The following is a 23,122-nucleotide window of genomic DNA, read 5'->3' on the forward strand; positions in this document are numbered from 1 at the left end:
ATATCTTGGACACAACAGCACAACCAGAACCCGTTTCCCTCACGCCAGCCGGAGTACCGGCAGCCCCTGTCCGGGACCCCGGTTATAAGTGGGTCGCCCTCTCGAACACGACGATTGCCATGTTCATGGCGGCAGTGAACGGGAGCATTATCCTCATCTCCCTTCCCGCCATCTTTAACGGCATCAACATCGACCCGCTCACCTCGTTCCAGTACCTGCTCTGGATCCTGATGGGGTACGGGATCGTGACCGCCACCCTGCTCCTCAGTTTCGGGCGGCTCTCTGATATGTACGGGCGGGTACGTCTCTACAATATCGGGTTTGCCATCTTCACGGCAGGCTCTCTCCTCCTGTTCCTGACACCAGATACTGGTGATGCCGGGGCAATCGAACTCATTGTCTTCCGGCTCATCCAGGCGGTCGGCGCGGCGTTCATTTTCTCCAACAGTGCCGCGATCCTCACTGATGCATTCCCCCCTGACGAACGGGGAAAGGCGCTTGGTCTCAACCAGGTGGCGGCGCTCTCGGGCCAGTTTGTTGGTCTTATCATCGGGGGGATCCTTGCAGCCTTCCACTGGAGGTATGTCTTTTTGATCAGCGTGCCGTTCGGGGTTATCGGGACCATCTGGGCGTTTATGAAACTTAAAGAGCCGGACTACCCAAGAAGGACCCAGAAGATCGATATCTGGGGGAACCTTTCCTTTATCGGCGGCCTGACGATATTTCTCGTCGGCATCACCTATGCCCTGCTCCCGTACGGCAGCGCATCCATGGGTTGGGGAAATCCGTTCGTTATTGCCGCACTCCTGACGGGTATCCTGCTCCTTATTGCCTTCCCCATCATCGAGACACGGGTGAAGGATCCGATGTTCCGCATGGATCTCTTTAAGATCCGCAACTTCGCCTTCGGAAATGCGGCCGGTTTCCTTTCCGCACTTGCCCGGGGCGGAGTGATGATCGTGCTCATCATCCTGCTTCAGGGGATCTGGCTGCCCCTGCATGGCTACAGTTTCGAATCGACACCCTTCTGGGCCGGGGTCTACATGCTGCCGCTCACCGTAGGGTTTGTGATCATGGGCCCGCTCTCGGGCATCATTTCTGACAAGTACGGTGCCCGGTGGATCAGCACGCTCGGCATGGTGCTTGTCGGGATCTCATTCCTGATCCTCGCCATATTGCCCTATAACTTCGATTACCTGCCCTTTGCGCTGGCTCTCCTGATCATGGGTCTCGGGAACGGGATGTTTTCTTCCCCCAATGCTGCGGCGATCATGAACTCGGTACCCCCGGAAGAGCGGGGTGTCTCCTCTGGCATGATGTCAACCCTGATGAACTCCGGTTTTGTCCTCTCCATGGGGATGTTCTTTACCATTATCGTCGTGGGACTTACCGGTGCATTCCCCTCCATGTTCTCTGCGGCACTTTCGGCTGCCAATGCAACGCCGCTCATCCCCGCGATGAGCGCGATTCCTCCGACCGGGGCACTGTTTGCGGCATTCCTTGGCTATAACCCGGTCCACATGATCCTGGCAGGTCTCTCCCCGGCCCTGCTTGCCACGGTTGCGCCGGCGACCCTTGCAACCCTCACCGGGGTGGCCTGGTTCCCGACGACGCTCGCGCAGGCTTTTATGCCCTCCCTTGCCCTCTCGTTCTATATCGGGGCAGGTATCTCCTTTATTGCCGCGCTGCTCTGTGCGATGCGGGGTGAGAAGTACGTGGTGGAGATCGATGGCACGGGCAAAGATGGTGGCAGCAGCACTGACGATCCGCAAGAGGTATCTGGCGGGAACGTAAAGTAGGAACTGTTTAGATACGAAAAGAGGGAGGAAACGTACGATGACAGAACTATTGCTTGGCAGGATCCTGATCGCAACGGATGGCTCGGAGAAGAACCGTGTTGCCCTTGACGAGGGAATAAAAATAGCCCGTGCCACCGGGGCTGTTGTGTATGCGGTATACGTAATCGACACGGGTACGTTCTCATCGATGTCGGGGGATATCCCTCTCGGTGATACATACCGTCTGTTCCAGACCGAGGCAGAACAGGCGTTTGCCCGGATAAAATCCCAGGCCGGCGATGTGAAGGTTGAGACATCTATTCTTGAGGGGCGTCCTGCGGCCGAGATCGTGAAGTTCGCAGTCGCAAAAAAGATCGATCTGATCGTGATCGCCACGCAGGGAAAGAGGGGACTGGAGCGCCTGCTCCTCGGGAGCGTGGCAGAAGAGATCATACGTTCTGCACCCTGCAAGGTGCTTGTGGTGAAGTAACGGCATCTTTTATTTTGCTGTTTGTAGCCTGCTTTTCGGTCCAACGCTTCAGTTCTGACCCGTGACAGGGTATTGGAGCCTTGGAGCGCATCCCTTTAAACGTGCTGCGTCAATCAGTACGTGATGACCCTTTCTGAATGGTATACCCCGCTTCTTATCGGCATTGACGTGCTCGTGGTAATCTACGGGCTCCGGGTTGCCTTCACGGAGAAGAAGACCTATGGCTGGTTCCTTGCAATCGCGTTCTTTTTGTTTGGCATAAAAGAGATACTGCCGTATAACGGGGTAACTATACCGTCAGCGCTCGCGCTGGGTCTCTCCGTAGCCGCCCTTGCCTCTGCACTCTGCGCATTCTACCTCCTCGTAAAATCATTGCCGTCATAGGGAACAATTCCCTTGTATTTACAGGAAGTAGGGACGGTTTTCGTCACCCGCGTGCAGACCCCGGTGAAGGCAAGTGCACGAAAAGGATAATGACTGACAGTCGCCGGATTTACCCGGTCCGGCATTCTAAAGAAATCAAAACAAAAATGAAATACCGGTTAGTGATGGAGGCAGGGCGTCGATATGGTTGAACGCTTCCTGCAGTGCCGGCATGAGGAATCCCGGGAGGCCTTGAAAAACTCAGCCGGAGTCCTGTTGATGATCACATTTTCTGCATAACAGTCAGGACAGGTCCACCGGATAACGTATCCGGAGCGTGTTCCCATGATAACCGATTTTAAGGATTGTTTAGCCATTTGTTTCGTTCTTTTATGTGCTGGTCTGCCAGAGCACAAGGTAAAGGACTCTGGTTTTTAATCGTTCGATACTACAAAAATGGTTTCATCCGGGAGGTGAAGGATCGCAGTTCCTGGTAATCAGGAACGGGTGCGATCATAGGTATGCCCAAAAACCGTTTGTGTATTAGATATTGGATGTCCTAACGTATAGTATGATGGTAGATACTAGGTAATTTCTCAATAATGACCAGTATTGGCCGTGAAAAGCCATAAAAAAAGAGTGATGTTAGTAATCACCCATTCCCGGTGGCATTCCACCGGGGGGCATCCCACCCTGCGGGACAGATGCTTTTGACGATGCAATGACATCGTCGATCCTCAGGATCATGACTGCCGCCTCGGTCGCGCTTGTTATCGCCTGTGTCTTTACCTTCAGGGGTTCAACGACGCCGGCTTTCAGCATGTCGACAGGTTTTCCCGCGTATACATCAAGACCAAATGTCCGGTGTCCGGATTCATGCGCAGCCCGGATCGCAACAAGCATATCGATGGGATCCAGCCCGGCATTCTCGGCAAGGGCACGCGGGATAACCTCCATGGCTGATGCAAATGCTTCAACGGCAAGCTGGTTCCTGCCCCCGATGGTCGAGGCATAGCGCCGCAGCTGGAGCGAAAGTTCGGTCTCGGGTGCCCCGCCTCCGGCAACGATCTTCTTCTCCTTTACGACAACCCCTACAACCATGAGAGCATCATGGAGGGCGCGTTCGATCTCATCGATGATATGGTCGGAACCGCCGCGGATAATGATAGAAACCGCCTTTGGGTTTTTACATTTCGAGACCGTGATCATCTCATCGCCGGAGAATTTCTTCTCTTCAACAAGGCCCGCAGTCCCGAGATCGGCGGAATTGATCGCATCGATGCTGTTGACAAGCGCTGCACCGGTGGCGCGGGAAAGGTTTTCGAGATCGCTCTTTTTTACCCGGCGGACCGCAAAAATCCCGGCTTTTGTGAGATAATGCTGGGCAACATCATCGATGCCTTTTCCGCAGAACAGCACCGTCGCCCCGCTCGCGATAACCTTCTCTGCAAGGGTGTGCACCATCTGCTCATCCTCGTCCAGGAAGGCCTGTACCTGGTCAGGCCGGGAGAGGTTGATCTTCGCGTTGACTTCGGTCTTTTTATATTCGAGTGCAGCGTTGAGAAGAAGGATCTTCGCGTTCTTCACAGTTTTTGGCATGCCGGGATTCGCCCGCTCCTTGTCCAGGACCATGCCTTCGATAAGGACTGTGTCTTCCACTGCTCCGCCGACTTTCTTTTGCACGTTTATGTGCTTGATGTCGACTGTCCCGTCAGGGTCAGCGACCGAGATGACAGCTTTTACGACCATCGCACAGAGCAGTTTCTTGTAAGCCTCTGCGCCCTTGCCGCTGATCGCCGTTTCCGCGACCTTTTCAAGCATCGCGGTATCTGTGGGTTTTACGGCAATGGCAATCCCCTCAAGGATCTCCAGCGACTTTGTGGCCGCCTGCCGGTACCCTTCCGCAATAACGGTCGGGTGGACCCGTGAATGGAGCAGATCCTCTGCCTGCTTTAAGAGTTCACTCGCGATAACAACCGCCGATGTCGTCCCGTCACCCACTTCATCGTCCTGGGTCTTTGCGATCTCGACCATCATCTTTGCGGCCGGGTGCTCGATATCCATCTGTTTGAGGATGGTTGCGCCATCGTTGGTGATGACGATATCACCCATGCCATCGATGAGCATCTTATCCATGCCCTTTGGCCCGAGGGTCGACCTGACCGCGTTTGCCACGGCCTTTGCTGCGGCAATGTTGCTGTTCTGGGCTTCCTCGCCGCGATTCCGTGTCGTTCCCTGCCTGAGAATAATAATTGGCTGTCCGCCAAGCTGTTGTGACATTTCAAACCTCGATCTTTTATTTTCGTTTCTGGTATTCCGGCAAATAGCCGTTCGTACTCCCGGTCTTTTTGCACCGGGTGCAGTGCATTCGTGTCGGGGGATTACACACTCCACCACGTCACGGGTTGTCCAGGTATGTCAACGGCCCTGCCGGTGACACCGGTTCATATGCACTCCTGTGATGGGCAAGAGTTGCTTTGTCGCCTCATATGTCTATCTGTGGCCCGGGGTTTTTGTCACCACTTTTTTTGCGGCAAAAAAATCCCTTTACTGCATGCACATACAAAAAAACTACGCACCTTGTGCGTTTTGATTAAGGTCCGGATGTGCGTTCCGGAACCGGACAAGGCCGTCGCAGAACTCGCCCAGGTACTCGTCCATCGAGAGGCTCCCTTCCTGGAACCGGCACTCCTCTTCCTCGATCACCCGGTTGATCAGGTTCTTTGTGGGAAGGAGAAGATCGATTTTTACCCCAGACTTCTCCGAGCCCCGTATCAGGGCTTCCCGGAAAAGGCCGATGCAGTACGCGATCCGGTATTTGTACACGTGCCGGGTCTTTTCCAGGTACCCGGCCACCCGGTCGGTCTCGATGGTGAGGAAATCCTCCTTTACCTTGTCATCGTTGCACTTCCCGAGCATGTACTTGTAGTGGGCATAGGGGTACATCGTTTCGAGTTCGGATGGCACGATCCCGCAGGTGCCAAAGATCACGATATGGTACCGGGACTCATCGAGCACCTGCGAGATAATCATCCGGATGAGCTGGTGGCTCGGGCTCGTGCTGTAGGGTTTTCTCACCGCACAGGGCATGAAGATCGCAATGTCCTTTGGTGCCACCTCGTACTCGTCGATGATGTACCGGTAGGACTGCTCGAACTCCTCAAGGTAAAACGGTGGGCCGGTAAGAAACGGCTTTTCCGGATCTTTTTGCGGTTCGGGTGCAGGAGCTCCCATGGTTCTTCCTAACAGAATCGTTTACGCTACCCTATGAAACAACCGGTTACCGTCACTTCGTCCTGCGCCTCTCCAGAACAAATCCGAGTGTCCCCGGAGAAAACCCTTGGCCACGGGCAGTCGCCCCGGTGCAGATAAACCCGTTCTTTTCGAGAACCCTGACGGATGCCCCGAGTTACGGGTAGGTTGTCGCCATGATCCGTGCGATACGTTCGTCTGCAAATATCGCCGGGATAAGATGCCGTACGGCCTCGATTGCGTACCCTTACCCCTGGAACCCGGCCAGTACCGCATACCCGATCACAACCGTGTCCGGCGCGTTTAATGCCGAGGCGATCCCACCGCTCCCGACAAGGACGCGCCCGTTCTTACCCGGTGTATCCAGCACCCAGTACCAACAGGAAAAGAATGGATCGGTCTTTGCCGACATCATCCGGATGAACTCGGTGAGTACCTCGTCATTCATCTCATCGGGCGGCCATGCGGCAGGCACCGTGGCCTCCAGCAGCCGGGCGAGTGCTGCATGGTCGTGGAGGTCGCTTTTGAGGATCTCCACTGTTACCGGGATCATGTCGAGCCGTTCTGTCCGGATACGCAGGGCCGCCATCGGGATCACCTTGTCGGTGCCGGCCCGTCTGCCGGGGCATAATACGGGTCATCCGGATCCTGCAACAACCCCATGGTGTTGAGCCGGGTGAGCGGGTTATATGCCCCGGCAACATCAGGGAACGTGACCCCGTCAATGAGAACTAACACGATCTTCATGGCGCTCAACCGAACAATTACCTGTTTTCGTGTGGGGGACATTATGCCTGCTGGCATAATCCGGGAAAGAATCCTCGGATTCCTGGGATCGATGCGGGAGGAGGGAATGATCTCCTGTACCACCGGTCAGAAAACAATCCCGGCCCGGAGCAATTTTTTACTACTGCAATGCCCATAATAATACATCCGGATGGCTGTTTCACTCATGATGACGGATCATGTTCTGTTTTTTATACGTCACACGACTGTCAGTTATGCGAGGTCCGGGCAGAATCCCTGCGCAGACCCGGAAGGAATTCCCGTGACCACTTTTTCCCGGGGTACGCTATGACCGATCCAGCAACGGGACGGGAATCACATCCGGGAAAGGCCGGCTTTTTTTTGGGAAAAGCCAGTTACTATGCCCGGTACCGGAGGGGATACCCCCTGGAGGTGTTTGACACCATTATTTCCCGGTTCGCACTTACTCCGTCATCCGAGATCCTGGACCTCGGCTGCGGGACCGGCAATGTGGCGATCCCCCTTGCAGCGCGGGGCTTCTGTGTTCATGCCATCGATCCTGAACCGGAGATGCTTCTGGAGGCACGCAGGTGTGAGGCCGCGGCGCATAGCTGCGGGATCTCATGGCAGCTCGGGTCAGACAAAAGTCTCGGAGAACTTGCACTCCCTCGGTTCAGGCTCTGCACGATGGGCCTGAGTTTTCACTGGATGGACCGGCCTCATGTCCTTGTGACGCTGGACACCCTGATTGAACCGGGCGGCGGGATCGCGTGCCTGAGCCGGAACGACAGTTTTCTCTCGCATCTCGATAACAGGTGGGGCGGTGCGGTAAAAGAGGTGCTCCATGAGATGCTCGGCGATGCATGGGACTATTCGGGACGCCTGAAACGCGGACAACAGGATCGGCACGAGGAGATCTTTTTACAATCGCCGTTTCCTGTTATTGAGGAATATGATTTCCCGGTCCGGGAAGAGCTGACTGTTGACGATATTATCGGGCTCCAGCTGAGCACATCCTATGCCGCCCCCGCGCTCCTTACGGATCGAAATGCAGAGTTCCGCAAACGGTTGACCCGGCGCCTTCTCGATCTTGAACCATCGGGGAAATTTACCGACGAGTCAACGGTTCACCTTATCATCGCAAAACGCAGATGAACCACAGGGCCCCCTTGCGTTTTCTGAGTACCCTCCCGCCATATCATTGGCCCCGAGAACCGTCTGGTTTTTCTCTGTGTGCAGGTACATATTTCAGCAGAACGGCAAACCAAAAAAATGCGGATGATGAAAAGTATGAGGTGGTACTTCTGGATCGTACTGGTGTTGTTCGTGTGCGTATTTAGTGCCTGCTGCGTCTCATCCCGGACTCCGAATACCGCGATCACGGTCATGAGTGGCGACTTGGACTCTTTCACTCCATTAAACGTCGGCTCGGTCGATTTCTACACCGCGGATTTCCAGATTGAGAACCCCACTAACAGGACATTTGAGAACATCGAGCTCCAGATCAACCTGATGCCGACGACCGCGTACTGCCATTCCCAGTCGTCAACATTTAAGATCCCGTCCATGGTACCCCATCAGAAACTTAAGGAGACATTCTCCTTTTCCGAGTTTGCCGACCTTGACTGCGCCTATAACTTCACCTCTTCAGTGACCTCGGATGATAATTAGGCTCTCGTTGGCACAGTCAGACTCTCTTCTGGAGGCCTGCGCATGACAAATCGGGACGAACCTGATCACATTAGGAGTAATCCCTGACGGTTCAAAAAAAGCGTGAAAGACGGGCCGGATAAGCGGCCCCGCCACATTTTCAGGTCTGGCTCTTGCGGAACACACCCATGAAAAGGCATTCGTCCGCATCAATGGTATCGACACCGACCTGATCGCCGATCGGCATCCCGAGGCCCCGGACGATGGCAGCGGGCGTGCACTCGTCCGCCTCGCCCATCACGAGTTCGGCCGCGGATGCGATGTTGTCCGCGACCGCCCTTTTTGTCACTTCCAGTTTGCGGCCGAACAGGTCGCTCCGTCCCCGATCATCGATGACTGAGGTGATGCCGGCACAGCCAATAGCTACCCCGGAACAACCAAGGCGCATCGCGTGGGTGCGGCTGTCTGCAACGATCACCCCGATCCTCACGTGGCACCGGTGTGCGATCTCGTCCCGGATGCGCACAGCGCTTGCATCGGGATCCTTCGGCAGGGGCACGATGCATCCTGGTGGGGCGTTGGACGCGTCTACTCCCGCATTCGGGAGGAGCGTGCCGTGCTTCATGCAGAGCAGAAAACCTGGGATGCCGCCGACCACCGAATCGCTCTCGGCGAGGACGACCTCGACCGTTCGGGGATCCATGTGGTATTTTTCTGCCAGTTGCTGTGCACGCGGAGAGGGGGTGACCGAATCGAGCCTGACCACATTTCCCTCTGCTGTGGCAACCGAGGTCTCAGCAAGGATGAGGATATCTCCCTCGGCAAAACCCCTGCATGCTGCAGTCGCTGCTGCAATAATCCTGTCGGTAAACGGGTCATGGGGTCTGATAATGCCAGTGGGAAGACCGGTTACGGTAAACGAGGTATTCATATCCCCTTCACCATGTGCTCGTACACCTTCATCACGTCCCGTGTAGCGGCCACATCATGCGCCCGGACGATCGATGCGCCTTTTTCCAGGAGTTCCATGGTGACAGCAAGAGTACCCGGCAGCCGTTCGGCTGGATCACGATCGAGGAGCATCCCGACAAACGTCTTCCGTGATACTGCGGCGAGCACCGGGCGGTCAAAGCGCAGGAACTCGTTGAAGTGCCGGCAGAGTTCCCAGTCATCTTCGACCGAGCGCACCGGGGTCCAGATGCCGATGCCGGGGTCGAGCACATAGTTGTCCACGCCGGCCGCCTCGCACCGCTTCATGACCCCCTCAAGTGAGGCGAGGGTCTCATTCATGCCGATCGGGTCTCCCGGCTGCTGGTTTGTGGCCATCAAAAATGCGGGAAGCCCGGCGTCCGCGACCTTTTTCGCATATGAGGGGGAGACAAAACCACTGATATCGTTTGCGGCATGGATATCATGCTTCAGGCAGACCTCGAGAACACCCGGGTGCATAGTGTCAACCGAGAGCGTGATACCACTCCCGTCAAGTTCCTTAAGTGCGTCATCTATACGGTCTGCCTCCATTTTCCCGCTGATCGCCTGGGTGTTCGGCGCTGTGCTCCGTGCGCCGATATCGATCATGTCAGCGCCCTGCTCAATCATCGCCACTGCAGTCGCGTGGATCTTCTCGGTTGGTGTATATGAACCGAAGTAAAATGACTCATCGCTGCAGTTGATGACACCCATCAGCCGGGGTGGAGCATCTCCGCTGATCTCAATCTTATTGACCCGGCAGGATTTCATGGCATCCTCGTTGCTGCCGCAGCAAAAGTGTTCTCCATGAGCGTTGCAATGGTCATGGGGCCTACCCCGCCGGGAACCGGGGTTATTGCCGATGCACTATCTTTTACCGCAGCAAAGTCCACGTCGCCGACCAGTTTCCCGTCAAGCTGGTTGATGCCGACATCGATCACGACCGCGCCGGGTTTCACCATCTCCGGTGTGATAAAATGCGCCTTCCCTATAGCGGAGACAAGAATATCTGCCCGTTTAAGTTCAGCCGGAAGGTCACGGGTTTTGCTGTGGCATATGGTTACGGTCGCATCGGCATTGGTAAGGAGCGCAGCCATCGGACGCCCGACATCGATGCTCCGCCCGGCAACGACAGCCCGGGCACCGGCTACCGGGATCTTATATTCCTCAAGCAGGGTCATGATCCCTTTGGGCGTGCAGGGTGCAAACCGGGGCTTCCCGCTCATCAGGAGGCCAAGGCTTGTCGGGTGGAACCCGTCCACATCTTTTTCGGTCCTGACTGCAGAGATGATCCTGTCGGTATCGATCTGCTTCGGGAGCGGGAGCTGGACAAGAATACCGTTGATATCTGCGTCCTCGTTGAGCCGGGTTATGGTCTCCAGCACCTTCTGCGTGGTGGCGTCGCCCGGAATCTCAATTCCGACCGACCCGATACCCACCCGTTCGCAGGCCCGGTGCTTCATACGGACATACATCTGCGAGGCCGGGTCGCCGCCCACAATGACCGTGGCAAGCCGGGGGTACAGACCGGATTCTCCAATGGCCTCCTTGAGGAGTTCAAGCCGCTTTTCCGATACCGCTTTCCCATCAAGAATGGTGACCATTGCCGCATCCCCTGTAAATAGAAAATGAGAAAAGAGATTATTATACTGTCGGGTAAATCGGGAATTTCTGCGCCATCGTGGTGACTTCCCGGTTGACCTTCTGGATCAGCGTTTCGTTCTTGATGTCCTTGACAACCGCAGAGATCCAGGTACCGATCTGGCGCATCTCGGCCTCTTTCATGCCCCGTGAGGTGACGGCCGGTGTGCCGACCCGCAGCCCGCTCGTGACAAACGGGCTTTTTGTCTCGTTCGGGATCGTGTTCTTGTTCACCGTGATAGCGGCTTTACCCAGCGCCACTTCTGCCTCGAGGCCGGTCAGGTGCTGGTTGGTGAGATCGATGAGCATCAGGTGGTTGTCCGTGCCGCCCGAAACGAGCCGGATGCCGTTGTTCATCAGGGTCTCGGCAAGCACCTTCGCGTTCTTCACGATCTGCTTGTTATATTCCTTGAACGAGGGCTTGAGTGCCTCCTCAAAACAGACCGCCTTTGCCGTGATCGTGTGCATCAGGGGGCCGCCCTGCATGCCCGGGAAGACGGCCTTGTCGATCGCCTGCGCATACTCGCTGTTGCACATGATCGCGCCGCCACGGGGCCCGCGGAGGGTCTTATGGGTTGTGGTGGTCGTGAAGTTGACCACGCCGACCGAAGTCGGGTGGATACCGGCCGCGACAAGCCCGGCAATGTGGGCAATATCGGCCATACAGTAGGCACCGACATCATCGGCGATCTCCTGGAATGCCTTAAATTCTATCGTTCTGGGGTAAGCAGAAGCGCCGCAGACAATAATCTGCGGCTTCTCCTTCTTTGCCATCTCACCGATCGCACCGTAATCGAGCATCTCGGTTTTGGGGTCGACGCCGTACTGGGCGACCTGGTAGAACTTGCCGGTGAAACTGACCGGGGAGCCGTGAGAAAGGTGACCGCCTTGGTTAAGTTTCATGCTCAGGATCTTCTCTCCCAGTTTCATGTACGCGAAATAAACCGCCATGTTCGCCTGGGTGCCCGAGTGGGGCTGGACGTTTGCATGCTCCGCGCCGAAGAGTTTCTTCAACCGGTCACGGGCAAGGTTCTCGGCCATATCATGGAACTCGCAGCCGCCATAGTACCGCTTTCCCGGGTAGCCCTCGGCATACTTGTTGGTCATAATTGACCCCATAGCCTCGAGCACCGCACGGCTTACAAGATTCTCGGACGCGATCAGTTCGAGACCGTTTGTCTGGCGGAGCCGTTCCTTCTCAATGATATCTGCTATTTCTGGATCAGTTTGGGAAAGATACGACATATGCACAAAGGTTGGTTTGGATCAGGTAATACCTTTTCTTAAGATAAGCGCAGGGATGGCGAGACTCTCGTGGAAAAAGCCATTTATCCCCGGTTTTTGCGGGGTGCGTACATGATACGGAAGGCGCGTTGGGCACGGATCGGGTGATTTCTGTGGGCCAGAACCCTGTTTTTATGGGAAAAAGAAGCACAAACCTTTTTTTCTCATCCGCAGATCACTACTATTATTAATAAGGAGTGCGCCGCACCAGTATATATCACAAGTTATACAGGTATGGCATGGTTCAACCGGATGCAAAGATCAGGTACTTAGAGTTCGAACTTGAAGAAAAGGAGAAAATGGTCAAAATGATGGAAAGTTCAGGAAGCGGTGCAGGCGAAGACCGCGTTGCAGCGCTCGAAAAGAAGGTCAACGAGATGGAAGCGCTGGTAAAGGGGCTCACCCAGGAGCTCCTTGACCTCAAGTCCATAGCGATGAAGATGTCCAAGCAGACCGAAGAACGCAGCCGCCAGGAACTCAAACGCGTACAGCCGATCATCCAGGGCTCGCAGGTGCCCGGCGCCGTTGCCGGTAGCGCTGCACCCCAGCAGGGAGGAAGCACGGTTGTCATAAGGAAAGGCTCTCGTGCGGCGGATGCCGAACCGGAAGCACCGGCAGAGCCTGCGATGGATATGATCATGCAGACTGACGGGACGATGAAACTCGAGCCCCGGCGCGGGGAAAAGGACTACATCGTTGCATCGGCGGGCTACGGGCGGAACAAGAAAGGAGTTTCGGCAAAGCCCAAGCAGAGCGATCTGATCTATGCCGTGGAAGAAGACAAGTCCGATGCAGCAAAGAAGTAAGGACAACGAGGAGCCGGATCTTTGCACATCACAGAGCTGGAGATAGATAATTTCAAGTCTTTTTCAAAAAAGACAAAGATCCCCTTTTTAGAGGGTTTCACCGTAATATCAGGCCCGAACGGCTCCGGGAAGAGCAATATCATAGATTCAGTCCTTTTTGTCCTCGCTCTTTCGAGTTCCCGCAACCTGCGTGCCGAGAAGCTCACCGATCTCATCAACCTTAACTCCGGGAAGAATACCGCCGAGGTCGCCATCGAATTTTCCGATGGGACAAAGATCCGCCGCCGGATCAAACGGACGGGGAACGGCTATTACAGCTATAATTACCTGAATGACCGGCTCTGCAAGCAGAGCGATATTGTCGACCACCTCGCAAAGTTCGGTATCATCCCCCACGGATACAACGTTGTGATGCAGGGCGATGTGACCCGGATCATGGAGATGAGTGACAACGAGCGCAGGAAGATCATCGACGAGATCGCCGGTGTCTCAGAGTTTGATACCAAAAAACAGCAGTCACTCTCAGAGCTTGACGTGGTAAGGGAGCGCATCGAGCGCGAGGAGCTCCTCTTAATCGAACTGACGAAAAGGGCAAACGAGCTCAAAAAAGAGCGGGAGCACGCGCTCGAATACCAGAAGTGGCAAAAGGAGCTCGCCTTCTACCAGGGATGCCGGTCCGCCGCCCAGATCCACGACAAGGAGAAGGAACGGGCGACATTGCTCGCGTCAGCTGAGGAGCAGAAGATTAAGATCTCCCGGATCGCGGCCGACCGGGGTATCGAGGAGAACGAACTCGCCTACCTTAAGGCCGACCTCGCGGATGTGGACGAGCTTATCAACAAAAAAAGCGGGCCCGACTACCTGAAACTGATCGCCGACCTCGAAGAGGCAAAGAGCGGGATCAAGCTCGCTGAGCAGACGATTGCCCGGCTCAAAAAAGACAAGGAGGGAAACCTTGAAGCGATCAACCGGGTCTTTGCAGATACCAAACGGGCGGAAGCGCGGGTCGCGGAGCTCTCCGACCAGATCCGCACGCTCACCATCGACCGCACGAACATCGCGATGGAAGTAGCGACCTCAAAGGCACAGCTGGAGAAGGTCGAGACCGAGATCCGGCAGTATTCATCGGATACAGAGGAATCCCGGCAGAAACTCTTCGCGCTGATGGAGGAGGCGGAGGGAAAGAAAGGCGAGCGGTCCACCATCCTCCACCAGCAGGACATGCTCATCGAGAAGAGCCGGATGCGGACGAGCGAGCTTGAACGCCTCACCGCTCTCCAGAAGCAGCTTGACGAGGAGTACGCGGCAAAGCAGGAGCAGTTGTCCGGGAACGAAAAGACGGTTGCAACGCTTACAGGCCAGAAACAGGAACTCGACCGGAACCTCTCGGAGCTGGAGAGCGGTCTTTTTGCCCAGCGCTCATCTCTCGAACGGCTGCGCGGGGAGATGAAGGATGCCGAGCAGGACGCGATCCGGCTCGAAGCCGCCCAGCAGGCCCGGGGAGAGTCCGGCGGGAAAGCGATCGAGGCGGTAAAGGCGATGGAGGGCGTGCACGGCACCATCGCGGAACTGGGCCGGGCGCCTCCGGAGTACACGATGGCGCTCAACGTCGCCGCGGGAAACAAGCTCCAGTTTGTCGTCTGCGACACCGACCAGATCGCGGCCGACGCGATCCGGTACTTAAAGGACGAGCGCCTCGGCCGGGTAACCCTCCTCCCCTTGAACAAGCTCAGGCCGCCCACGCTTCCCCCGGTAAAGGAGCCCGGCGTCGTCGATTATGCGGTCAACCTCATCGACTATGACCCAATGTACGACCGGGCCTTTGCTGTGGCGCTCGGGGCGACGGTTGTTGTCGATACGCTTGACCGGGCCCGGAAACTGATAGGGAAATACCGGATGGTCACCCTCGAAGGCGAACTGCTGGAAAAGAGCGGGGCGATGACCGGCGGCTCGGCAAGGAAACCCGTAAAGGGGTTTGGCGCAGCCGTGGACGATGAGATCATCCGGATCCGGGCACACCTTGCCGATCTCGCGGGTGAGGCATCGACCCTTGAAGCGGGCGTGAAAAGGCTGACCGAAGAGGTAGACCAGAAACGGGCGCTCAGAAACGAGATCGACCAGAACATGGCCCGGGCGGGAGCGGTCACCGAGGAGTATACCCGGAGGTTCGAGGCGATCACGGTCGAGAAGCAGACCATCGAGGCGGCGGTTGCCCGGCAGAAAGAGGAGACCGGCAACAGCGCCGCAGAGCTTGGCGCACTCGAAGGGGAACTCGACAAGGTCACTGAAGCGATCAACGCGGTAACGGCCCAGATCGACGGGATAAAGAAGAAACTGGACGACACGAACATCCCGGCGCTCACCGACCAGATAGAGAAGAAGAAAAAAGAGATCGAGGAAGCGGAACGGCGCCTGCGGAACAAGGAAGCGGACATGAATGACGCTTCCCGTGAGCGCCAGCACTTCACGGCCCGGACCGGGGAACTCTCCGAGGAACGCGCCCGGCTGGACGAGCGCAACCGTCAGATCGACGCGGAGATTGCCGGGTCGAACGAGCAGATTGCGGCCCACAAGACCGTGATTGGCGAACTCGAAGAGAAGCAGAAGGAGTTCTCCGGGGAACTCGAAGGCCTGCGGAAGAAACGGGCCGAAGTATCTGAGAGCATCCATGCCTCGGAAACAAAACTGATGAAGTTCGATAACGACAAGGAACGGTTCACGATCCAGCTTGTCGCCCTTGAGGAGCGGGCACAGGTACTTGCGGCCGAGATCGCCGCACTCACCGCCCAGATCGGCGAGATCAAGACCGACCTCTCCCTCATGGAAATCGAGGGAAAGATCGCCGATGCCGAACTCGCCCTCCACAAGATCGGTGCCGTCAACATGCTCGCCATCGAGGAGTACGAGAAGATCCAGCGGCAGGTTGACGAGAGAACGGAGCGGAAAGACACTCTCTCAAAGGAGCGGGAGACCTTAATCGAACGCATCCAGAAATACGAGCAGATGAAGTTCGAGGCATTCATGACCGCATTCAAGGCGATCGATGCCAACTTCCGGGAGATCTTTGCCCGGCTCACGAGTGGGAGCGGGAATCTCGTCCTCGAAAACGAGGAGGATCCGTTCACCGGGGGGCTCACCTTTGCGGTCAAGCCCCGGGACAAGAAAGTCCACCTCCTCTCCTCACTCTCGGGCGGGGAGAAGTCGCTGACCACGCTCGCGTTTATCTTCTCTATCCAGCACTACATCCCGGCGCCGTTCTATGCGTTTGACGAGGTGGACATGTCGCTTGACGGCGCGAACGTGGAACGGATCGCGGCGATGATAACAGATCTTGCCCCCTCATCGCAGTTTGTCATCGTCTCGCTGCGTAAACCGATGATCGAGGCTGCGCAGAGAATCATGGGCGTGACGAGCCGGCCGGACAAGAGCACGCTTGTTACCGGAGTCAAGGTCCATGGCTGAACCGGACAAAAACGGGAAACGCCGGGCGGGTAAGCGTGCAAAGGCAGTCAGTGCTGGCGAACCTGCCGAAGTCAAAGCCCCGAAGGGGAACCCGTCCGGAACCGGAAATACCGGTGCAGCTGGGTCTGCCGAGACTCCTGATGCCGAGGCCCCTGTCGGGACTCCGACGGCGGGGGACACCCCCAAAGAACCGGGGCCGGGAGTCGTCGAGGACCCGGTCGAGATTCTCGTCGGCCTAGCAGAAAGGGGCGAGATCGACCCATGGAACATCAACATCATCGAAGTGACCGACCGGTTCCTCTCCGAGCTTGAGCGGTGCCGGCAGCTCAACCTCCAGATCTCGGGGCGCACGCTCTTTTTTGCGGCCACGCTCCTCCGGATGAAATCCGAGAACTTGGAACTCGGATCCGGTGATGACAGCGACAGTGAAGGTGAGGGTGGCGAGGACTTCGATCTCGCGGGCGACATTGACTTCGAGGATGAGGGCCGATTCGGACCCATCGAACGGCTGGAACGGGAGATCCAGCGTCGGCTCGACCGTAAAAGCCTCCGGAAGAGCCCGGTCACCCTCTTCGAGCTGATCATCGAACTCAAGAACCTTGAAAAAGAGGAGCGGAGGCGGCGCCGGCTTCCTCCCGCAGATGACGATTACCTGGTCGAAGCCGACGATGTTGTCGGTATCGCCCACGAGGAAGGGTACCAGGACTCGGCCCGGCAGGTCATCGAGGAGTGCCTCGCAAACGCCGACCCGGACACCGAGATCACGCTCACGGAACTCTGTAAGGATCTCGGCTGGCAGCTTCCCGATGTATATATCCCGCTGCTCTTTTTAGCGCTGGACGGGCAGTGCAACCTCCGGCAGGAAGAGTTCTTCGGGGACGTGTTCGTGCACGTGGTGAAGGCGGACGAGGAACCGGACCAGGGCGACACGGTAGTATGACGCCGGGTATCCGGCTGTTTTTAGCAGGGTCCGACCGGTTCATGATCCACAACCGGAACGGGAGATCTCACCCTGCCATGCAGTTGTATATCCACCCCGTCACCTGATAGGTCGGCGGGCTGTTGTCGGGACGCATGTCATTATCGATGCGCCACTCAAAAAGGCCGGCAAGGTTGTGCTCTTTTACATAGGCGCATTTCGCCGCAATCGAAGCCTCGGTATCCGGCCCCACGTTATCGGTATATGCTGATTCGCTCTCGACACCCCCGATCATTTTCTCGTAGGGGAAGCCGGCCGCCGCATAGGAGTCGGCGTACGATACGAGATCGTACTTATCCCCGATCCCATAGGACATTATGTTGATCTGGTCCACGCTGTCATTGAGGTCGGCGACCGTTTCTGCCGATTCGACCCCGGGCCAGACCGTGTGGGTCAGCCGGTAGGGACGGCCATGCGGGTTGTTCCCGGCTGCCGCAAACGTAGCGTGGCATATCGAGAGAAGCGAGGTCAGTTGCGGTGCATACTCGTCGATCCGGCTGCTCTCCCAGTCCATGTCGTAACCGTCGAGATCATACTCTTTCATGTAGGCAAGGACACTGTCGGCAAACTTCTGCGGGTCTTGTGCGGCTGCGAGGTATTCAGTATCAAGATCGCTGCCGAAATTCGAGGTGATGAAGACCTCCATGTCCGGGTTATTCTCGTGGCAGAGTGCCACCATCTCCCGGATCCTGCGCTGCATCTCCGCCCTCTGTGCGGTATTGTCAGCCGAATCCCCGACCGGCAGATCTGTGAGCACCCCGTCATGGAGCGTCGCAAACCCGATGTAGATCCGGTTGATCTTTGTCCACGGGATCTGGTCTTTTGCCTGCATAACCTGACCGTAGGTATCGTCATTCGGGTCCGGGTAGAGGTACCAGTAGGCAGCGATCACTTTTCCATCTGCCACGGTGGTCGGGGCCGGTGTGCTCCCGGTCACCGGGGTACTTTCTATCTGCGGCGTTCCCGTCCCCGTTGGCAGGGCAGCGTTCTGGGTGCAGCCTGCGGCAAAAAGGAGCAGCGCAGCAAGGATCAGTACGGGGAGAGTCAGCCTCATGATCGGTTAGTCCGTTGTATATGCACTTATAGTCCTGCGCCCACCCGCTAGAGTAACTCCGGTACAGACTCCGCCCATGCCTCCACCTTCTTACGGATAGCATCGTCCGTATACGAGGATACGGTAACGCGGCGCCGGGCGAGGCTGACAAAGTAGATCCCGTCGTTTGGGTCATGGCATTTCAGGATCACTGAGAAGAGATCCGCGTCCTTCCGGTGCCGGATCTTCCCCCGGTGGGCAGCGAGGTTTGCCATGTTCGAGATCATGGCGGCGATCCCGGTCTCGTAACCTTCGACCGAGTCGTAGACCTCCGAGCTTGTCCCGATGCGTTTTTCTCCCGGGGTCGTGTAGGCAAATTTTGCGGTATACATCTCGCGGACGACCTTGACCGGGGGATAGTTCTTCCGCAATGAGAAGAACGAGGTGCAGCCGAGCGGGTTTGACCGGACAAGTGTCCTGACAATGGAATCGAAAGTTTCGATATCGGGAATCGGATGTTTCAGGATCCGGTAGGCGCTCAGGGATCCCGGTTTTGGAGTAAAGACCGGCATACACTGCGATATCTGCTCCCTCATGCAGAAAGCCTTACCGGTTAGTGGAGGGGGTCACACATACAAAAAGTGGTTTTAGGCCTTTTTGGATCCCGGGTAGATTCCTCCCTGCCAGAAAGAGAATTTTACGATATAATATTTTAGGATTTTTTTACTGGTTTTCCCGTGTGACTAGAGCGCATTTCGGCCAAAAAAACAAAAAAGGATCATGTGACCCCCCATTGGACAATTTCTTTTTACCTACATTTTACCTGCGAAATCTCCACATCTTTAAGATAAAATTTTGACCTTTTTTGCTCAATGTCTGCATATTGTGGGTGCAGGGGTCTCATATACCTAAAGTGTTGTCCGGGCATTCCCGCTCATTTTCCCGCTGCCCGATCAGGCCTGACGTCATTTTTATAAGGTGCGCTCCAGTATCGTATACTATGGATTACGGCGCACTTGTTTCAGAATCGATAGGGTACACAAAGGCAGCTCTTGCGGGGAACTGGGTCACGTGGCTTATTTTTATCATCTGCAGCCTGCCCCTTGCCCTTATCAGGTTCGTGTTCGATCCGAAAACGATCTTCACCGGGGCAACGATTCACTGGGATTTGATCCCGTGGCCCCGGCTCGTCGCGCTCTGTTGTGCAGGATTACTCCTTTCGTTTATCATATCGGGGTACCTCGTCCGGGTCTACCGCGGGACAACGCCCCCGCCCGTGTTTAATGCGTGGTGTTCCCTGTACCTTGACGGGATCAAGCTCGCCATTGTCGGGTTCCTCTGGTTCGTCCCGGCTCTTGTCATCTTTGTTATCGCATTTGCCTTCATGTTCTTCGGGGCTCATGGCAGTGCGTCCATGGGCACAATGACGGGCGCCGGGTTCATCCTCATCCTTATCGGGCTTATTGTGCTCGTGATCACCTGCCTCTATGCGGTTCTTGGCAGTGTGCGCTTTGCCCGTACCGGCAGCATGAGGGAAGGGCTCCGGTTCTCCGCGATCACCGGTACGATCCAGGCGATCGGCTGGGGTACTTACATCCTCGCCCTAGTGATCATGATGGTGCTTGTCATCCTCGCCAGTCTCGTCATCTCGCTCTTCGCGCTGATCCCGTTTGCCGGATGGGTTATCCAGCTGGTGCTCACGCCGATCATTTCGGTCTTCTCCGCCCGGTATATCAGCCGGGTCTATGACCACAGCGTCCCGCCGGCGCCGGTACCTGCACCGGTCACTGCCTGAAAAGCCGTCGAGCGCCCCCCGGGCGTATCTTTTTTTCAGACGAGTAAAGAACTGAAAAATGAGCAGGGTATGGTTGAACCCCCGAGTTCACACAAACTCTCCCCATGTGTTTTTGCCATAATTGCGGGATGTACCTGCTAACCTGTTATGTCCGGGTGCGGCCCCCCGCGAATTTTAGCGTCCCGGGCCGGAAAATTATGCGCGATCGCGGATGCCCGGGCCTTGTAACCTCCATCGAACCGACCCCGTTATCCTGCATACGTGGTATGCGATAAGCGCAGCGGTGGGGGAATCAGAGATGAGGCTGGTGCGGCAGGGTGGGGCCGGGTTCAAGGTATTTCCTGCGCGACCCGTTCCGACCGGTGGTTCGCAAGGATACAGTTCCCGCTCAAATGTGCGCCATTTCCTGCATTTGCCCCTGATTTCAGCGGCATTTCGGGATCGATCCTGAGGGCCCGGTGGCAGTCGCGCCGTATGCTACGACCGGGAATGCCTCCAAAATCTGAAATCGTGACATATGGATTCGAAATGCAATTCTTGCCGATTTTAAGAAGTATCTGGCCATCAGATACAATCCCGGCATGTGCTACAGATTTTGAAAATGGGATGAACGGGAAGTAATCCTTAAATGCTAGAGTGTGGAATAATGTGATCCACAATTTCTGATGAAGACCCGACGAAAACGGCCCGCAAGGGACGTATCGGGTCCGAAGTGGGCACAGTGCAGGCAACAAGGTATAAATAATCCTTTAACCTACATTGTAAGCCCGTGTTTACATCAAAAACACGACGAAAGGCGTGTGATGAAGATCCAATAAAACCGGTAGATCCCGGGGTTTGGTTCCGAATACAAACACTGCATGTAACAAGGTATAAATATCCTTGAAACATACATTATGAGCCCGTGTTCAAGTGAACAAACACGACGAACATACGCAAATATTCTTTGATGGAGATCCAACACGACCCGGCTTGACCGGAGTTGGTTCTGACGTTGATACTGGCAATGCGGAAATTTGTTTAGTAACCGCTAATTCCTCGAAATTAAGGTTCAGATATTTAGTGTGCGTACAGATGTACAATTAGAATTCTGGTTGATCCTGCCAGAGGCCACTGCTATCGGAGTTCGATTAAGCCATGCGAGTCGAGAGGTGTAAGACCTCGGCATACTGCTCAGTAACACGTGGACAACCTACCCTGAAGAGGGGGATAACCCCGGGAAACTGGGGATAATACCCCATAGATTATGGATGCTGGAATGCTCTGTAGTTGAAAGGTCCGCCGCTTCAGGATGGGTCTGCGGCCGATTAGGTTGTTGTTGGGGTAACGGCCCAACAAGCCTGTAATCGGTACGGGTTGTGGGAGCAAGAGCCCGGAGATGGATTCTGAGACACGAATCCAGGCCCTACGGGGCGCAGCAGGCGCGAAAACTTTACAATGCGAGCAATCGTGATAAGGGAACTCCGAGTGCCTGTAAAATCAGGCTGTCCGCCAGTGTAAATAACTGGTGAAGAAAGGGCCGGGCAAGACCGGTGCCAGCCGCCGCGGTAATACCGGCGGCTCGAGTGGTGGCCACTATTACTGGGCTTAAAGCGTTCGTAGCTGGTCTGTTAAGTCTCTGGGGAAATCTTCCGGCTTAACCGGAAGGCGTCTCAGGGATACTGGCAGACTAGGGACCGGAAGAGGTGAGAGGTACTCCAGGGGTAGGAGTGAAATCCTGTAATCCTTGGGGGACCACCTGTGGCGAAGGCGTCTCACCAGGACGGCTCCGACAGTGAGGAACGAAAGCTGGGGGAGCAAACCGGATTAGATACCCGGGTAGTCCCAGCTGTAAACGATGCACGTTAGGTGTATCGGTGACCACGAGTCACCGAGGTGCCGAAGAGAAATCGTGAAACGTGCCGCCTGGGAAGTACGGTCGCAAGGCTGAAACTTAAAGGAATTGGCGGGGGAGCACCACAACGGGTGGAGCCTGCGGTTTAATCGGACTCAACGCCGGGAAACTCACCGGACAAGACAGCTGAATGATAGTCGGGCTGAAGACTCTACTTGACTAGCTGAGAGGAGGTGCATGGCCGTCGTCAGTTCGTACTGTGAAGCATCCTGTTAAGTCAGGCAACGAGCGAGACCCACGCCAACAGTTGCTAGCTCGTCCTCCGGGATGGAGAGGACACTGTTGGGACCGCCTCTGCTAAAGAGGAGGAAGGAATGGGCAACGGTAGGTCAGCATGCCCCGAATTGTCCGGGCTACACGCGGGCTACAATGGGTGGGACAATGGGTATCGACACCGAAAGGTGAAGGCAATCTCCTAAACCCATCCTTAGTTCGGATTGTGGGCTGCAACTCGCCCACATGAAGCTGGAATCCGTAGTAATCGTGTTTCAAAATAGCACGGTGAATATGTCCCTGCTCCTTGCACACACCGCCCGTCAAACCACCCGAGTGAGGTCTTGATGAAGCCGTCGTTTTCTGCGGCGGTTGAATCTAGGTTTTGCAAGGGGGGTTAAGTCGTAACAAGGTAGCCGTAGGGGAATCTGCGGCTGGATCACCTCCTAACGAATTTTATTTCGGGTTTATGCGGTTGCTAGACAAACTGTAAAATTGCCGGTGTCGACAAGAAAAGGCTCAGGTGTTCGAAAAAGGGAACACAATAATCTGGGTTCGAATCCCAGGGGGCTGTTTAGATGCACCTCGAGATGTGAATCACGAGGGAAGGGCTGAAAGTCAAACCAATGACTTTGCGAGGCCGTGTAAAGGTTTGCACTCAGGACGTTAAATGGGTTTAGCGGAGCATTAGTTTAAACCTACCAGTGGATGGCTCGGTTCAAGTGCCGAAGAAGGGCGTGCCAAGCTGCGATAAGCTCCGGGTAGA

General features: G+C 55.9%; 19 protein-coding genes and 2 rRNA genes. 11 read left to right on the top strand and 10 right to left on the bottom strand.

The annotated features are described in order from the left end of the window. Positions 1–5: 5 nt before the first annotated feature. From WCE46_RS01030 to WCE46_RS01040, 3 genes are all read left to right on the top strand, one after another. Positions 6–1,799, top strand: coding sequence for an MFS transporter (locus WCE46_RS01030; RefSeq protein WP_424731836.1), 1,794 nt, complete (start codon positions 6–8; stop codon positions 1,797–1,799). A gap of 37 nt (positions 1,800–1,836) precedes the next feature. Then, positions 1,837–2,268 (top strand): universal stress protein, encoded by a 432-nt coding sequence (locus WCE46_RS01035; RefSeq protein ID WP_424731837.1) that lies wholly within the window; start codon positions 1,837–1,839, stop codon positions 2,266–2,268. Positions 2,269–2,391: 123 nt separating this feature from the next. Continuing rightward, entirely contained in the window at positions 2,392–2,652 is a 261-nt protein-coding gene (locus tag WCE46_RS01040; RefSeq protein WP_424731838.1) for a hypothetical protein, read from the top strand. A 624-nt stretch (positions 2,653–3,276) separates the two neighbouring features. On the opposite strand, the gene thsA is transcribed toward WCE46_RS01040, so the two are convergent. The 4 genes from thsA to WCE46_RS01060 all read right to left on the bottom strand — a co-directional run bounded on the left by thsA (position 3,277) and on the right by WCE46_RS01060 (position 6,672). After that, positions 3,277–4,911, bottom strand: a complete 1,635-nt coding sequence (gene thsA / locus WCE46_RS01045) for a thermosome subunit alpha (protein WP_424731839.1) — start codon at positions 4,909–4,911, stop codon at positions 3,277–3,279. Between the two features lie 291 nt (positions 4,912–5,202). Then, positions 5,203–5,865, bottom strand: coding sequence for a DUF5591 domain-containing protein (locus WCE46_RS01050; RefSeq protein WP_424731840.1), 663 nt, complete (start codon positions 5,863–5,865; stop codon positions 5,203–5,205). A gap of 265 nt (positions 5,866–6,130) precedes the next feature. Then, positions 6,131–6,472, bottom strand: a complete 342-nt coding sequence (locus WCE46_RS01055; RefSeq protein WP_424731841.1) for a hypothetical protein — start codon at positions 6,470–6,472, stop codon at positions 6,131–6,133. A gap of 5 nt (positions 6,473–6,477) precedes the next feature. Beyond that, entirely contained in the window at positions 6,478–6,672 is a 195-nt protein-coding gene (locus WCE46_RS01060; protein ID WP_424731842.1) for a hypothetical protein, read from the bottom strand. A gap of 285 nt (positions 6,673–6,957) precedes the next feature. Between WCE46_RS01060 and WCE46_RS01065 the strand changes: the two genes are divergently transcribed. Continuing rightward, positions 6,958–7,785, top strand: coding sequence for a class I SAM-dependent methyltransferase (locus tag WCE46_RS01065; RefSeq protein ID WP_424731843.1), 828 nt, complete (start codon positions 6,958–6,960; stop codon positions 7,783–7,785). A 135-nt stretch (positions 7,786–7,920) separates the two neighbouring features. Continuing rightward, positions 7,921–8,301, top strand: coding sequence for a hypothetical protein (locus tag WCE46_RS01070; RefSeq protein WP_424731844.1), 381 nt, complete (start codon positions 7,921–7,923; stop codon positions 8,299–8,301). A 139-nt stretch (positions 8,302–8,440) separates the two neighbouring features. Here the strand turns inward: WCE46_RS01070 and cofE are convergent, their stop codons facing one another. Genes cofE through glyA form a run of 4 tightly spaced genes read right to left on the bottom strand, consistent with a single transcriptional unit; the run spans position 8,441 to position 12,135 of the window. Further along, positions 8,441–9,211: a coenzyme F420-0:L-glutamate ligase gene (gene cofE, locus WCE46_RS01075; RefSeq protein ID WP_424731845.1), complete on the bottom strand. Its 771-nt coding sequence runs from the start codon at positions 9,209–9,211 to the stop codon at positions 8,441–8,443. Further along, positions 9,208–10,020 (bottom strand): dihydropteroate synthase, encoded by an 813-nt coding sequence (gene folP, locus WCE46_RS01080; protein WP_424731846.1) that lies wholly within the window; start codon positions 10,018–10,020, stop codon positions 9,208–9,210. Before folP ends, cofE begins: the two co-directional genes overlap by 4 nt. Further along, positions 10,017–10,853 (bottom strand): bifunctional methylenetetrahydrofolate dehydrogenase/methenyltetrahydrofolate cyclohydrolase FolD, encoded by an 837-nt coding sequence (gene folD / locus WCE46_RS01085; protein ID WP_424731847.1) that lies wholly within the window; start codon positions 10,851–10,853, stop codon positions 10,017–10,019. Before folD ends, folP begins: the two co-directional genes overlap by 4 nt. Before the next feature lie 40 nt (positions 10,854–10,893). Beyond that, positions 10,894–12,135 (bottom strand): serine hydroxymethyltransferase, encoded by a 1,242-nt coding sequence (gene glyA, locus WCE46_RS01090; protein ID WP_424731848.1) that lies wholly within the window; start codon positions 12,133–12,135, stop codon positions 10,894–10,896. A gap of 278 nt (positions 12,136–12,413) precedes the next feature. Between glyA and WCE46_RS01095 the strand changes: the two genes are divergently transcribed. The 3 genes from WCE46_RS01095 to WCE46_RS01105 are packed head-to-tail and all read left to right on the top strand — an operon-like array spanning position 12,414 to position 17,382. After that, positions 12,414–12,980, top strand: coding sequence for a hypothetical protein (locus WCE46_RS01095; RefSeq protein ID WP_424731849.1), 567 nt, complete (start codon positions 12,414–12,416; stop codon positions 12,978–12,980). Positions 12,981–13,001: 21 nt separating this feature from the next. Further along, positions 13,002–16,442, top strand: a complete 3,441-nt coding sequence (gene smc / locus WCE46_RS01100; RefSeq protein WP_424731850.1) for a chromosome segregation protein SMC — start codon at positions 13,002–13,004, stop codon at positions 16,440–16,442. Further along, positions 16,435–17,382: a segregation/condensation protein A gene (locus WCE46_RS01105; protein WP_424731851.1), complete on the top strand. Its 948-nt coding sequence runs from the start codon at positions 16,435–16,437 to the stop codon at positions 17,380–17,382. Before smc ends, WCE46_RS01105 begins: the two co-directional genes overlap by 8 nt. Before the next feature lie 67 nt (positions 17,383–17,449). On the opposite strand, the gene WCE46_RS01110 is transcribed toward WCE46_RS01105, so the two are convergent. Together WCE46_RS01110 and WCE46_RS01115 are read right to left on the bottom strand one after the other, a co-directional pair. Continuing rightward, the gene (locus tag WCE46_RS01110) at positions 17,450–18,475 is read right to left on the bottom strand and encodes a glycoside hydrolase family 18 protein (RefSeq protein WP_424731852.1); all 1,026 of its coding nucleotides are present in this window, start codon (positions 18,473–18,475) and stop codon (positions 17,450–17,452) included. 47 nt (positions 18,476–18,522) lie between these two features. After that, positions 18,523–19,050 (bottom strand): hypothetical protein, encoded by a 528-nt coding sequence (locus WCE46_RS01115; RefSeq protein ID WP_424731853.1) that lies wholly within the window; start codon positions 19,048–19,050, stop codon positions 18,523–18,525. Between the two features lie 404 nt (positions 19,051–19,454). On the opposite strand from WCE46_RS01115, the gene WCE46_RS01120 reads away from it, so the two are divergent. The 3 genes from WCE46_RS01120 to WCE46_RS01130 all read left to right on the top strand — a co-directional run. Beyond that, positions 19,455–20,249 carry a DUF4013 domain-containing protein gene (locus tag WCE46_RS01120; protein ID WP_424731854.1) on the top strand — a complete coding sequence of 265 codons (795 nt, stop codon included), beginning with the start codon at positions 19,455–19,457 and terminating at the stop codon, positions 20,247–20,249. A 1,087-nt stretch (positions 20,250–21,336) separates the two neighbouring features. Further along, positions 21,337–22,804: ribosomal RNA gene (locus WCE46_RS01125) — 16S ribosomal RNA — on the top strand. Positions 22,805–23,036: 232 nt separating this feature from the next. Next, positions 23,037–23,122 (top strand): 23S ribosomal RNA (locus WCE46_RS01130); the annotation flags it as partial.

The sequence above is a fragment of the Methanoregula sp. genome, assembly GCF_049690535.1.
In the GTDB taxonomy this organism is placed as follows: Archaea; Halobacteriota; Methanomicrobia; order Methanomicrobiales; family Methanospirillaceae; genus Methanoregula.